The following is a 12,816-nucleotide window of genomic DNA, read 5'->3' as shown; positions in this document are numbered from 1 at the left end:
CGCGCTCTGCAAGGGGGCTTTCACGCAATTTTTGACCAAGTGGGCAAAAACCGTGCGGTAAGGTTGACCCGACTGGCTCCCGGCGAGCGGAGGGCGCCGGTTCCGGTCAGCCGGGGAGCGGGGTGACCTCGACGCCCATGGCCTCACCGAAGCGCTTGAAAAAGCCGTCGATGACCTTCTGGGCGGAAGAGCCGACGAGCGTCTTGCCCAGCTTCATGATGCCGCCATCGGCGCCGCCGTTGGCGGTGAAGACGAGGCGCGTGTGCGCACCCTCGTCGCGCAGCGAGATGTCGGCGGCGGCCTCGGCCTTGCCCAGCAGCGCCCCGCGACCGCGGCCGGCCAGGGTGTAGCGCTCGGCGGGGACGACGTTGAGCAGTTCGAGATCGCCGGAAAAGACGGGCTGCATCAGGCCCAGATTGACCTCGATCTCGATCTCGAGCGCGGTCTCGCTGGTCCAGTCGATGCGGCGGCAGCCGGGAATGGTGGCGCGCAGGATCTCGGTGTCGTTGAGCGCCTCCCAGACCTTCAGCCGGGGGGCTGCGACCAGGTACTTGCCGCCAAATTCCATGCGCACCTCGATGAACGAACCGGATCAACCCGTCGATAGCTAATGTGCCACGCCGCCATGGACAATTGCAGCCTGATCGCCACGGTCAACGCATTCTTTGCCAGACGCTCTTTTCGTGAGGCTTTTTCGCACCATATGCCGCAAAATAGTCGGGTTCGGCGTTAGCTAGATTGTCACCCGATGCCGTGAACGGGAATCATGTCGCCCCAAGGTGACCTAACTAGGGAAGAGCGTCCAATGGCCACTGATGTAATGGATAAGCCCCTGCAGTATCTCGACAAGGCGATGGGTGCCATCAAGGACCTGGGGATCTGGCCGGAGCAGACGGGAGAGCAGCCGATCACCGGACTGCTCAACCAGATCACCGACCTCGACGAGAACAAGGTCATCCTGATCGGACGCACGCTGACCCAGGCGAGCGCCTTCAACGAAGTGGTGCGCAGCCAGGTGGCCGCCATGAACGTGGGCGAGCGCTACGAGGACATCACCAACGGCTTCAACTCGATCCGCGACGACGCCAAGTCCATGGTCGACCAGCTCGACGACGGCAAGCTCGACTTCATGGAGCGCGTGTCGAACGTCTGGATGAAGGTCAGCCGCGGCGATATCGCCACCCGCTTCGATAAGATCCGCGACACCTATCTCGACGTCTCCAAGGAGACCAAGAACCAGGTCGACCGCGAGCACACCATCCTCGAGGCCTATCGCGACTTCCGGGGCGCGCTGAAGCAGGCCGAGGTGATGGCGCTCGAGGTGCTCGACACCGCGACCAGGAAGCTCGAAGAGAAGAAGGCGACGCTGAAGGCCGCCTCGGACGCCGTGGCCAACTTCAAGGACGGCACGCCGGCCGACCGGGCCAAGCTCGAGATGGATCGCGACGAGAAGCTGCGCGCGCTGCAGAACGAGGAGCGCCGCTACCAGATCGCCAAGGACCTCTCCGACAACCTCACCATCTCCTACTCCACCTCGGAAGTGGTGATGGCGCGGCTGATGCAGACGACGCAGGCCAAGGAGCGCGTCTACCAGCAGGCGATTTCGTTCTTTTCGACCAATGAGACCGTGTTCACGGCGCTCTCGGCTTCGTTCACGGGCCTGTTCGGCCTGCACGAATCGACCGAAACGCTGAACGCGATGAAGGAAGGGATGTCCAAGAGCCTCGAGACGCTGAGCGAGATCGGCGACCAGGTCGGCGAGGCGGCCGTGAAGGCCGGCTATGGCCCGACCATCCGCGCCGACGCGGTCAAGAAGCTGGTCGACTCCGTGGTAAACTTCCAGGAAAAGTCCCGGGTCATCATCAACGAAATGCGCGATGCGGCAACGAAGAACTCCGCCGAGATCCGCGATGCAGTCGAGGATGGCAAGCGTCGGCTCGCCGAGCTGGCGGCCGAAGGCAACGCCCTGCTTCTCGAAGAGAAGAAGGCCTAAGGAGCGCGAACTGGCTCGACCATGAGCACGACGACGGCTACGGCCGAAAAGGCCCCGCTCGACGAGGTGATGATGGCGATGGACGTGGTCGACACGCTCCGTCACCGGCAGGATCTTGTCGAACGGGAGCTCGCCGGAGAGGATCGCGAGAAAAGGCTTATCGACAAGCTGCGCGAGATCTATCACCAGCAGGGCATCGAGGTGACCGACGATGTGCTCAAGGAGGGCGTGAAAGCGCTCGAGGAGAGCCGCTTCGCCTATGCACCGCCAAAATCGAGCCTGGGGGTGACCCTTGCCCGGCTCTATGTGAAGCGCCGGAGGTGGGGACCAGCGGTGCTGGCCATCCTGCTCGTCGCGGCGCTGGGGCTGGGGGGCTACTTCCTCGCCTACCGTCCGTTCCAGCAGGCGCAGATCGAGGGCGCGCGCATCGAGCTGGCCGAAAAGCTGCCGGCGCAAATGGACGCGCTCTACCAGACCATCTTCGAGGAAACCAAGGTACAGCAGGCGGCCACCGAGGCCGAGCAGTTGCGTGAGCGCGGCAAGAAGGCTGCTGCCGAAGGCAACCGGGCGGGGGCTGAGCAGGCGATCGCCGGGATGACGGCGCTGCGCGACAAGCTGCGGCAGGAGTACCAGTTGAGGATCGTCAACCGCGAAGGCCAGAAGACCGGCTTCTGGACATTCCCGGAGGTCAACACGGCGGCAACCAACTATTACGTCGTGGTCGAGGCGATCGACAACGACGGCAAGGCGCTCACCCTGCCCGTCACTAACGAAGAGAACGGGCAGACCGAGAACGTCTCGACCTGGGGGGTGCGCGTGCCCGAGAGCACCTATCGCTCCGTCGAGGCGGACAAGCGCGACGACGGGATCGTGCAGCGCAATGTGCTCGGGCTGAAGGAATACGGCTTCCTCGATGTGGACTATGTCATGCCCGTGCAAGGCGGGGCGGTGACGCGGTGGTAAGGCTGGTCCTGTCATGACCCTTTCCGGCCCGGAGGCCCTGAGATCGCTGGATGACGCGCTGCGCGACATCCGCCGCGAGGAGGACGAGATCGCCAAGCGTCTGTCGCGCTCGGCCGAGCTCGTCACCAAGTTCAGGGAGACCGAGAGCGAGCTGCTGCGGCAGCTCGCAGCGGTAAGGCTCGACCCCTCGACACAGGCGGAACTCACTGGTCGGCTTTCGCAGGCCGAGACCAAGGCGCGCGAGATGCTGAGCCGGCACGGCGCTGAACTCAGCTCGGCAGAGACCGAACTCAAGAACCTCGACAAGCTGATCGCGGCGCTCGCCAAGGAGCGGGCCGAGAAGCGCGCGGTTGTCGACAAGGCGCAGGCCGAGCTCAAGGCGCTGGCGGATCGCGTGTCGGTCGATGCAGTCAAGAATCCGGAGTATGTCGAGAAGCGCACGGCGGCCGAGCACCTGGCCCAGGTGGCAGCCGAGAGCATGCGCAAGACGGAGCAGGCCGAGGCCGATCGTGAGGAGAAGGGCAAGCCGTACCGCGACGATTCGCTGTTCATGTACCTGTGGGAGCGCGGCTACGGCACCAAGAACTATCGGCACAACAACCTGATCAAGTATCTCGACGGCCTGATCGCGCGGATTGTCGGGTTCCCCGAGGCGCGGGCCAATTTCGCGATGCTGAACGAGATTCCGCTGCGCCTGCGCGAGCACGCCGAACGGCAGCAGCAGATTGCCAAGGCGGCAGCCGAAGTGGTGGTCAAGCTGGAGAAGGCTGCCGTCGATGCGGCCGGCGGCAAGCCGACGCGCGAGATTCTCGAGAAGGCTGAGGCGCGGATCGTTGCGATCGACGCCGAGATGGTCAGCTCCGAGGACAAGCGCGACGCGCTGGCGCGCGAGCAGCGCGAGCTGGCGCAGGGGAGCGATCCGGCCTTCACCTCGGCCGTGGGCGGGCTTGCCGAGGCGCTGGGGCGTGAGGACATCCAGTCGCTGCTGGCCCAGGCACGGGCCACGCAGACGGCGCAGGACGACACGATCGTCAAGCAGATCGACGAATCGCGGCAGCGGGCCTCCGAGGAGGATGCAGACAGCCGCGACCAGCGCAGCCGGCTGAAGACGCTCGCGGCGCGGCGGCGCGAGCTCGAGGACATCCAGTACGAGTTCAAGAAGCAGGGCTTCGACAATCCGCGCTCGACCTTCCGCGAGGACCAACTGGTCGGCGACCTGCTCAACGACTTCCTGCGCGGCGGCATCAGCGCCGCGGACTACTGGGGACAGTGGCGGCGCAGCCAGAACTGGCAGGGCGGCGGACGGCCGCAGCCGCGGCAGGAAACGCCGTGGGGCGGAAACTCGGGCGGCTTCACCTGGCCGGATTCGAGCTTCGGCGGCGGGGTCTCAGGCGGACGGGACAACGGCGGCTTCGGCGGCAGCTGGGGCCGGTTGCCTACCGGTGGCGGCGGCTTCGGCGGCGGTGGCGGATCGGGCGGCGGATTCTCGCGGCCACGCACCGGCACGAGCGGGAATCGCACGAGCGGCGGATTCAAGACCGGCGGCGGATTCTAGCGGCCCGCCCTCGGCGCCGGCGTGGTTCGGCGTAGCTCAGCCCCTGGGTTCGATCAGGTCCCACCTGTTGCCGTAAAGGTCCTCGAAGACAGCGACAGAGCCGTAGGGCTCGTGACGGGGCGGCTCGAGGAAGTTGACGCCGCGCGCGGCGTAGGCGGCGTGGTCGCGGGCGAAGTCGTCGGTTTCGAGGAAGAAGCCGACCCGGCCGCCGGTCTGGTCCCCGACCCGCGCCAGCTGAGCCTCACCGTCGGCCTGGGCCAGAAGAAGCCGCGCGCCGCCGCCGGCCGGGGCGACGAGGACCCAGCGCTTGCCACCACCGAGTGGGGTATCTGCCAGAACGGAGAAGCCGAGCCGGTCGCGATAGAAAGCAATGGCTTCGTCATAATCGGCGACGATGAGGGCGATGGTGGCGATGGACTGGGGCATCGGAAAGAATCTCGCTGGGACGGCTGTGATGGTATCGACAGAGACCGCTCGGCTGGAATGGGTTCGGCAACCGATTTACCTGCGACGTTTCGTGCACGAGCGGCGTTTTTCTCCAATACGGTTCATGTGGAGAAAGTGGTTTCGCAAGGACAGCAAGATTGACCAATTGGTCAACTTCCCATTGCGCGGCCTTGGAAAAAGCGCTTTGTTGCCCCCCAAGCTCCGGCCTGCAGGCGAGATACCTTGCCGAAGAATGCCGGGGCGCAATGCTATTCGGGAGACAAAACATCATGAAATTGATGCGCACCCTGCTCGCTGCCACCGCGCTTGTCGCGGTGATGGGCGGCAGTGCCTACGCCAAGCAGCTCGTGTTCTGCTCGGAAGCCTCGCCGGCGCACTTCGATCCCGGTCCGACGACCGGCGGCAACGACTTCGACGCCTCGTCGCGCACCATCTATGACCGCCTTGTCGAGTTCGAGCATGGCGGCACCGCCGTCGTTCCGGGCCTCGCCGAGAGCTGGGAAATCTCGGCCGACGGGCTCGAGTACACCTTCAAGCTGCGTCCCGGTGTGAAGTTCCACACCACCTCGTACTTCACCCCCACCCGCGACCTGAACGCCGACGACGTGATCTTCTCGTTCGAGCGCCAGTGGAAGCAGGACAACCCGTGGTACCAGTACCTCGAGGGTCTTTCCTGGGACTACTTCCAGGGCATGGACATGCCCAAGTTCCTCAAGTCGGTCGAGAAGATCGATGACCTGACCGTCAAGATCACGCTGAACGAGCCCAACGCTCCGATGCTGGCCAACCTCGGCATGGACTTCGCTTCGATCGTCTCGAAGGAATATGCCGACCAGCTCGCCGCTTCCGGCAACCTCGCCGACTTCGCCAACAAGCCGGTCGGTACCGGCGCGTTCACCTTCGTCGACTACCAGACCGACGCCGTGATCCGTTACGCCGCGTTCGCCGACTACTGGCGCGGCAAGGTGGCCCTCGACGACCTGATCTTCGCCATCACGACCGACCCGGCCGTGCGTGCGCAGAAGCTGAAGGCGGGCGAGTGCGATATCATGTCGTACCCGGCCCCGGCTGACATCGAGGGCCTCAAGGCCGACACGAACCTGACCGTCCTGGAGCAGGAAGGCCTCAACATCGGCTACATGTCGTACAACACGACTGTTGCTCCGATGGACAACGTGAACGTCCGCAAGGCGCTCTCGATGGCCATCAACAAGCAGGCGCTGGTCGATGCGGTCTACCAGGGTGCAGGCCAGCCGGCCAAGAACCTGATCCCGCCGACCATGTGGTCGTATGACGACAAGATCGTCGACACGCCGTTCGATCCGGAAGGCGCCAAGAAGCTCCTCGAGGAAGCCGGTGTCTCGGGCCTGACGCTCGACCTGTGGGCCATGCCCGTCTCGCGTCCGTACAACCCGAACGCACAGCGCGCGGCCGAAATGATCCAGGCCGACTGGGCTGCAGTCGGGGTCACCGCCAATATCGTGACCTACGAGTGGACCGAGTACCGCGAGCGCGGCAAGGCCAAGGACCGCCCGGGTGCGTTCCAGATCGGCTGGACCGGCGACAACGGCGATCCGGACAACTTCTTCGCGACCCTGTTCTCCTGCTCGGCCATCGGCGTTTCCAACTACTCGAGCTGGTGCAACGAGGACTTCGAGAAGGCCATCCAGGACGCCAAGAAGGTCTCCGACCCGGCTGAGCGTACTGCGCTCTACACCAAGGCCCAGGAAATCTTCAAAGCCGAAGAGCCGGCCCTGACCATGGCGCACTCCAAGGTCTTCATGCCGATGAGCAAGCGCGTGGTGGGCTACACCATGGACCCGCTCGGCATTCACCGCTTCGACAACGTCGACGTCACCGAATAAGACAAGCAAAACTGAAGGGCGGCGCTTTGACCAGCGCCGCCCTTTGGCACATCATAAGTAATGCTCCGCTTCATCCTCCAGAAACTCGCCCTGATCGTGCCGACCATCATCGGCATCACGATTGCGTCGTTTGCTTTCATCCGCCTGCTCCCCGGCGACCCCATCCTCGCGATGGCCGGCCAGCATGGCGTCACCCCTGAACGCTACGAGATCCTGAAGGAGCAGTTCGGCTTCAACCTTCCGATCTGGCAGCAGTACTTCAACTACGTGGCCGGCATCCTGCAGGGCAATTTCGGCGTTTCGCTCGCCACCAAGCGCCCGGTCATCGACGAGTTCCTCACCCTGTTCCCCGCGACCGTCGAGCTGGCGCTCTTCGCCATGCTGATCGCCGTCGCGCTGGGCATCCCCGCAGGCATCTTTGCCGCCATCAAGCGCGGCTCGTGGTTCGACCAGATCACCATGGGCGTGGCGCTCACCGGCTATTCGATGCCGATCTTCTGGTGGGGCCTGCTCCTCATCATCTTCTTTTCCGGCTATCTCGGCTGGACCCCGGTCTCGGGCCGAATATCGCTGAGCTTCTTCTTCCCGCGCGTGACCGGCTTCATGCTGATCGACAGCCTGATCGCAGGCAAACCAGACGCGTTCATCTCGGCGCTCAGGCACCTGATCCTGCCGGCTGTCGTCCTCGGGACCATCCCGCTCGCCGTGATCGCGCGACAAACGCGCTCGGCCATGCTCGAAGTGCTGGGCGAAGACTATGTGCGCACCGCCCGTGCCAAGGGACTCGAGCCCAACCGCGTCGTCGGCGTCCACGCCTTCCGCAACGCGCTGATCCCGGTGGTGACCACGATCGGCCTCCAGATCGGCCTCCTGATGGCGGGCGCCATCCTGACCGAGACGATCTTCTCCTGGCCGGGCATCGGCAAGTGGATGATCGACTCGATATCGAAGCGCGACTACGTCTCGGTGCAGTCGGGCCTGCTGCTCATCGCGTTGATCGTCATGGCGGTGAATCTCATCGTCGACATCCTCTACGCTGTCATCAACCCGCGCATCAGGGTGCAGTGATGGCCGCAGAAACCACCACTTCCTCGACTTCGACCGGCCGGTTCAGCGGCCTGCGCGAGTTCTGGTACTACTTCTCGATGAACAAGGGCGCAGTCCTCGGGCTCGTCGTGTTCGTACTGCTGATCCTCGTGGCGATCTTTGCGCCCCTGCTGGCACCGTTCCCGCCCGACCAGCAGTTCCGCGAGTTCATCCGCATGGCGCCGCCCTGGGCGGGCGGCACGCAGCCGCAGTTCTTGCTCGGCACCGATGAGGTTGGCCGCGACATCCTTTCGCGCCTGATCTACGGCTCGCGCTACTCGCTGATGATCGGCTTCATCGTTGTCACCGGCGCGCTCGTGGTCGGCGTGACCCTCGGGCTGCTCGCGGGCTACTACCGCGGCTGGGTCGATGCGCTGATCATGCGGGTGATGGACATCATCCTCGCCTTCCCCTCGCTGCTGCTCGCCCTCGTGCTCGTCGCGATCCTCGGGCCGGGCCTGTTCAACGCCATGCTGGCGATCGCGCTGGTGCTGCAGCCGCACTTCGCGCGGCTGACGCGCGCTGCCGTGCTGAGCGAGAAGAGCCGGGAGTATGTGACCTCGGCCAAGGTGGCGGGTGCCGGGCACCTGCGGCTGATGTTCATCACGATCCTCCCCAACTGCCTTGGGCCGCTGATCGTCCAGGCAACGCTGAGCTTCTCGAACGCCATCCTCGAGGCAGCGGCGCTCGGCTTCCTCGGCATGGGTGCGCAGCCGCCGACGCCGGAATGGGGCACGATGCTGGCGCGGGCGCGCGAGTTCATCACCTCGGCCTGGTGGATCGTCACCATGCCTGGCCTCGCCATCCTCATCACGGTGCTCGCCATCAACCTCATCGGCGACGGTCTGCGCGACGCGCTCGACCCCAAGCTCAAGCGCAGCTGAGGCCGAACATGCCCCTACTCGAAGTCAAGAACCTCACCGTCTCGTTCGATACCTCGGTCGGCGTGTTCCACGCGGTCAAGGGCATCGACCTCCATGTCGATGCGCGCGAGGTGCTCGCCATCGTGGGCGAGAGCGGCTCGGGCAAATCGGTGGCCATGCTCGCCGTCATGGGCCTCCTGCCCCCCACCGCTACGGTCAGCGCCGACAAGATGACCTTCGACGGCAAAGACCTCCTCGCCATGCCGCCGGCAGACAAGCGCAAGATCATCGGCAAGGACATCGCCATGATCTTCCAGGAGCCGATGACCAGCCTCAACCCGTGCTTCACGGTGGGCTTCCAGATCGAGGAAGTGCTGCGCTTCCACCTCGGAATGGACAAGGCGAAACGCCGCGCGCGGGCGGTCGAACTGCTCGAGCAGGTGGGCATTCCCAACCCGGCCGAGCGGCTCAATGCCTATCCGCACCAGATGTCGGGCGGACAGAACCAGCGCGTGATGATCGCCATGGCGATCGCCTGCAACCCCAAGCTGCTGATCGCGGACGAGCCGACCACAGCGCTCGACGTGACCATCCAGAAGCAGATCCTCGACCTGCTGATGCGGCTCCAGGCCGAACACGGCATGGCGCTGATCATGATCACCCACAATATCGGCGTGGTGGCGGAGACGGCCGACCGCGTGGTGGTGCAGTACAAGGGCAAGAAGATGGAAGAGGCGGGCGTGCTCGAGCTCTTCACCGCCCCCAAGAGCGCCTATACGCGCGCGCTGCTCGCGGCCCTGCCCGAGAACGCGACGGGAGACAGGCTGCCGACCATCTCGGGCTTCAGCTTCGAGGAGGCCAACTGATGGCAACGGTTCTCGAAGCCAACAATATCGTGCGTGACTACCACATTGGCGGCACCCTGTTCGGGGGCGGTCGCACCGTGCACGCGGTCAAGGGCGTAAGCTTCAAGCTCGAGCAGGGCAAGACACTGGCGATCGTCGGCGAGTCTGGCTCGGGCAAGTCGACGCTGGCGCGCATCCTGACGCTGATCGACAGGCAGACGGCAGGCGAGCTCAAGATCGACGGCCAGGTCGTCGACATCGCCAAGTCCGGCGTGACGCCGGCCATGCGCCGCAAAGTGCAGATGGTGTTCCAGAACCCCTATGGTTCGCTGAACCCGCGCCAGAAGATCGGCGACGTGCTGATGGAGCCCCTGCTCCTCAATACGTCGATGCCGGCGGCCGAGCGGCGCGACAAGGCGCTCGACATGCTGACCAAGGTTGGCCTCCAGCCCGAACACTTCAACCGCTATCCGCACATGTTCTCGGGTGGACAACGCCAGCGCATCGCCATTGCCCGCGCGATCATCCTCCAGCCCTCGCTACTGGTGCTGGACGAGCCGGTTTCGGCGCTCGACCTGTCGGTGCAGGCGCAGATCCTCAACCTGCTGGCGGACCTGCAGGACGAGTTCGGACTCACCTACGTGTTCATCAGTCACGACCTGAGCGTGGTGAAGTACATCGCCGACGAGGTGCTGGTGATGTACCTGGGCGAGGCGGTGGAACAGGGAACGCGCGACAAGGTGTTCGCCAATCCCGAGCACCCCTACACCAAGGCGCTGTTCGCCGCGACGCCGCGCGCCGACGTCGAGAGCATCAAGGCGAGGCTGGCCAGGAAGGCGGCGCTTGCGACCGCCTGACGCGGCCGCGGCGCAACCGGCTTAAGCCGCTGTTAAGCGAGGAACTTTAGGGTTCCCGGCATGCCTCACCTGCCGGTGTTTCCTATTGCCGAAAGCTGCCGCAAAACCTCTGGCACCGGCCGCTAGCGCCCGCGGCACGAAGAGGCACGCCCGCCCGAAATCGGCATTGCTCAACTTCACGCTCTGGATCGCGCTCCCTGCGTTCGCGGTCTATGTCGGCGTTTGTGCGCTGGTGTTCGTCGCCATGCACCTGATGAGCTCCGAGATGAACGCCATCGATTCCGACCGCGGCAAGAAGGCCATCGCCGCAGCCGTCGAGTCGCTCGTGGTGGGGCTTGGCGAGAGCGCGGCCGACGAGGCCACGTGGACCGAGGCCTATATCAACACCTATGTCGAGCCGAACCCGGCCTGGCACGACTCCACCTGGGGCTCGACGGCGCGGATCTCGGACACCTTCGACACGGCAATCCTGACGGACGTCGACGGCAACATCATCTTCGGCGAGACCAACCGCGGACCGGTAACAGGCACCCTGGCGAATGCCTTCTCGGGCGTCCCGAGCCTGCTGCGCGAGCTCGAGAGCGGCATCGCGACCGTGGGCGACGATGCGACCGTCGCGCATCTGTCGCGCAACGATCGGGGCGCCGCGGCGCTGGCAGGCGCAGTGGTCCACGGCAGTTCGGGCCAGGCGAGCATTCCGCGCGAGCACCGGCGCATCCTGTGGCTCGCCAAGCAACTGGACGACGCCATGCTGCGTGGGGTCGCGGCACGGTTCGAACTCCCCCTGCCCCGGCTGGTGAGTGCGCCGCAGCCCGGACACGACTGGATGGCGCTGACCGATGCCACCGGCGCCGAGATCGCCATTATCGACTGGCCGCCGCGCCGTCCGGGCGACCCGGCATTCGCCCATACCATCACCGTCGCGGTGCTGGTGATGCTGGTCATCGGCGCACTCGTCTTCGTGGTGCTCGCACTGTTCCGCCGCTCGATCCAGCAGCGCGCCGTCGCCGACGAACGCGACTGGTACAATGCGCGCTACGACGAGATCACCGGGCTCAGGAACCGCTTCGGCCTCGTCGAGCACATCTCCCGGCAGATCACCAAGAAGCGGCCGGAACTGCCGGTGGCCGTGGCACAAATCGACGTCGACGGCGTGCTCGACGTGACCGGGCTCTATGGCCGGGAGACCTCGAACCAGCTGCTGACAGCGCTGGCCGCGCGCATCGAAGCACTGGCCGATGGCACGGTGACACTGGCGCGTACGGCGCCGTCGGAGTTCTCGATCGAACGTTCCGGGGAGGACGCGCGCGAGGTGGTCTCGAACCTCGCCGAACGCATCATCGCGACAGCTGCGGACCCGGTGCCGGTGGGCGCGCTGAAGCTCAAGATCCGCGGACTGAGCGTTGGCTTCGTATCGGCGACGGCTACACGTGACAACGTTAGTGACATTGTTCGCATGGCCGAGACGGCATGCGCCCGGGCGCGCGAAACCGGCGGCAACCACCTGGTGGTCTATGATCCCAGGATCGAGGACGAACGGCGCCGGCGCATCGAACTGCAGGCCGACATCCGCCGTGGACTGGACGCGGGCGAGTTCGATCTCGACTATCAGCCGATCATCGACTTCCGGACCCAGGGGGTGATCGGTGTCGAGGCGCTGATGCGCTGGAACCGCCGCGCCGCGGGACCGATGGGACCAGGCGAGTTCATCCCTGCGGCGGAGGCCTCGGGCCTCATCGACGACCTCGGCATGTTCGCGTTGCGCCGGGCGATCGAGGAGATCGGGCCGCTGGGCAACCTCAAGATCTCGGTGAACGTCTCGACCGCGCAGTTGCGGAACCCGACCCTGCCGCAGACGGTATTCACCGCGCTCGACGAGTGGGGCGTGGACCCGGCCCGGCTGCAACTCGAAGTGACGGAGTCCTTCCTCGTCGCCCATCCCGACCGCGCCATCAAGCTCATCGAGCAGTTGCGGCAGGCGGGCGTGCTGATTGCGCTGGACGATTTCGGCACGGGCTATTCGTCGATCGGCTATCTCAAGCAGTTCAGCTTCGATCGCGTAAAGCTCGACCGTTCGCTGGTGGCCGATATCGACAGCGACCCGGTACAGGCGGCGCTGGTCGAATCCACTATGATCTACGCCTATGCCATGGGGCTGGCAGTGACTGCCGAAGGCGTCGAGCGACGCGAGGAGGCGGCACTTCTGTCGCGGCTGGGGTGCCGCGAGTTCCAGGGATACCTCTTCGCACGGCCGCTAAAGCTGGCGCAGTTGATGCGCCTGATCGGCGAGCAGGAGCCACTGAAAGCCGCAAGCTAGCGGTCCTGCTCCCATCCTCGAAATG

11 protein-coding genes are annotated in these 12,816 nt (G+C 65.1%); 9 read left to right on the top strand and 2 right to left on the bottom strand.

Annotation, left to right across the window (positions count from 1 at the left end):
- Positions 1–106: 106 nt before the first annotated feature.
- The gene (locus PRN20_RS05620) at positions 107–568 is read right to left on the bottom strand and encodes a CoxG family protein (RefSeq protein WP_273956136.1); all 462 of its coding nucleotides are present in this window, start codon (positions 566–568) and stop codon (positions 107–109) included.
- 237 nt (positions 569–805) lie between these two features.
- Between PRN20_RS05620 and PRN20_RS05615 the strand changes: the two genes are divergently transcribed.
- Genes PRN20_RS05615 through PRN20_RS05605 form a run of 3 tightly spaced genes read left to right on the top strand, consistent with a single transcriptional unit; the run spans position 806 to position 4,511 of the window.
- Positions 806–1,993: a cell surface protein gene (locus tag PRN20_RS05615; protein WP_273956134.1), complete on the top strand. Its 1,188-nt coding sequence runs from the start codon at positions 806–808 to the stop codon at positions 1,991–1,993.
- Positions 1,994–2,014: 21 nt separating this feature from the next.
- A complete protein-coding gene (locus PRN20_RS05610) occupies positions 2,015–2,956 on the top strand; it encodes a DUF6384 family protein (RefSeq protein ID WP_273956132.1) in 942 nt (313 codons plus the stop codon).
- 13 nt (positions 2,957–2,969) lie between these two features.
- On the top strand, positions 2,970–4,511 hold the full coding sequence (locus tag PRN20_RS05605; RefSeq protein ID WP_273956131.1) for a hypothetical protein: 1,542 nt from the start codon (positions 2,970–2,972) through the stop codon (positions 4,509–4,511).
- A gap of 36 nt (positions 4,512–4,547) precedes the next feature.
- On the opposite strand, the gene PRN20_RS05600 is transcribed toward PRN20_RS05605, so the two are convergent.
- Positions 4,548–4,937 (bottom strand): VOC family protein, encoded by a 390-nt coding sequence (locus PRN20_RS05600; RefSeq protein ID WP_273956128.1) that lies wholly within the window; start codon positions 4,935–4,937, stop codon positions 4,548–4,550.
- Positions 4,938–5,227: 290 nt separating this feature from the next.
- On the opposite strand from PRN20_RS05600, the gene PRN20_RS05595 reads away from it, so the two are divergent.
- From PRN20_RS05595 to PRN20_RS05570, 6 genes are all read left to right on the top strand, one after another.
- Positions 5,228–6,823, top strand: a complete 1,596-nt coding sequence (locus tag PRN20_RS05595; protein WP_273956127.1) for an ABC transporter substrate-binding protein — start codon at positions 5,228–5,230, stop codon at positions 6,821–6,823.
- Between the two features lie 60 nt (positions 6,824–6,883).
- On the top strand, positions 6,884–7,891 hold the full coding sequence (locus PRN20_RS05590) for an ABC transporter permease subunit (protein ID WP_273956126.1): 1,008 nt from the start codon (positions 6,884–6,886) through the stop codon (positions 7,889–7,891).
- On the top strand, positions 7,891–8,793 hold the full coding sequence (locus PRN20_RS05585) for an ABC transporter permease subunit (RefSeq protein ID WP_273956125.1): 903 nt from the start codon (positions 7,891–7,893) through the stop codon (positions 8,791–8,793). The genes PRN20_RS05590 and PRN20_RS05585 overlap by 1 nt, the downstream gene beginning before the upstream one ends.
- An 8-nt stretch (positions 8,794–8,801) precedes the next feature.
- Positions 8,802–9,638 carry an ABC transporter ATP-binding protein gene (locus PRN20_RS05580; RefSeq protein WP_273956123.1) on the top strand — a complete coding sequence of 279 codons (837 nt, stop codon included), beginning with the start codon at positions 8,802–8,804 and terminating at the stop codon, positions 9,636–9,638.
- Complete coding sequence (locus tag PRN20_RS05575; RefSeq protein ID WP_273956122.1) at positions 9,638–10,474, top strand: dipeptide ABC transporter ATP-binding protein; 837 nt, start codon at positions 9,638–9,640, stop codon at positions 10,472–10,474. The genes PRN20_RS05580 and PRN20_RS05575 overlap by 1 nt, the downstream gene beginning before the upstream one ends.
- Before the next feature lie 166 nt (positions 10,475–10,640).
- Positions 10,641–12,791, top strand: coding sequence for a putative bifunctional diguanylate cyclase/phosphodiesterase (locus tag PRN20_RS05570; protein ID WP_273956119.1), 2,151 nt, complete (start codon positions 10,641–10,643; stop codon positions 12,789–12,791).
- The last annotated feature ends 25 nt before the right edge of the window (positions 12,792–12,816 follow it).

The sequence above is a fragment of the Devosia sp. ZB163 genome (assembly GCF_028613635.1).
Taxonomy (GTDB): Bacteria; Pseudomonadota; Alphaproteobacteria; order Rhizobiales; family Devosiaceae; genus Devosia_A.
This window is presented reverse-complemented; position numbering and strand designations above follow the sequence as displayed.

What these genes read in the sequence shown, in the direction of transcription:
- PRN20_RS05620 (WP_273956136.1), bottom strand. Translation starts at nt 568, where the DNA reads ATGGAATTTGGCGGCAAGTACCTGGTCGCAGCCCCCCGGCTGAAGGTC.
- PRN20_RS05615 (WP_273956134.1), top strand. Translation starts at nt 806, where the DNA reads ATGGCCACTGATGTAATGGATAAGCCCCTGCAGTATCTCGACAAGGCG.
- PRN20_RS05610 (WP_273956132.1), top strand. Translation starts at nt 2,015, where the DNA reads ATGAGCACGACGACGGCTACGGCCGAAAAGGCCCCGCTCGACGAGGTG.
- PRN20_RS05605 (WP_273956131.1), top strand. Translation starts at nt 2,970, where the DNA reads ATGACCCTTTCCGGCCCGGAGGCCCTGAGATCGCTGGATGACGCGCTG.
- PRN20_RS05600 (WP_273956128.1), bottom strand. Translation starts at nt 4,937, where the DNA reads ATGCCCCAGTCCATCGCCACCATCGCCCTCATCGTCGCCGATTATGAC.
- PRN20_RS05595 (WP_273956127.1), top strand. Translation starts at nt 5,228, where the DNA reads ATGAAATTGATGCGCACCCTGCTCGCTGCCACCGCGCTTGTCGCGGTG.
- PRN20_RS05590 (WP_273956126.1), top strand. Translation starts at nt 6,884, where the DNA reads ATGCTCCGCTTCATCCTCCAGAAACTCGCCCTGATCGTGCCGACCATC.
- PRN20_RS05585 (WP_273956125.1), top strand. Translation starts at nt 7,891, where the DNA reads ATGGCCGCAGAAACCACCACTTCCTCGACTTCGACCGGCCGGTTCAGC.
- PRN20_RS05580 (WP_273956123.1), top strand. Translation starts at nt 8,802, where the DNA reads ATGCCCCTACTCGAAGTCAAGAACCTCACCGTCTCGTTCGATACCTCG.
- PRN20_RS05575 (WP_273956122.1), top strand. Translation starts at nt 9,638, where the DNA reads ATGGCAACGGTTCTCGAAGCCAACAATATCGTGCGTGACTACCACATT.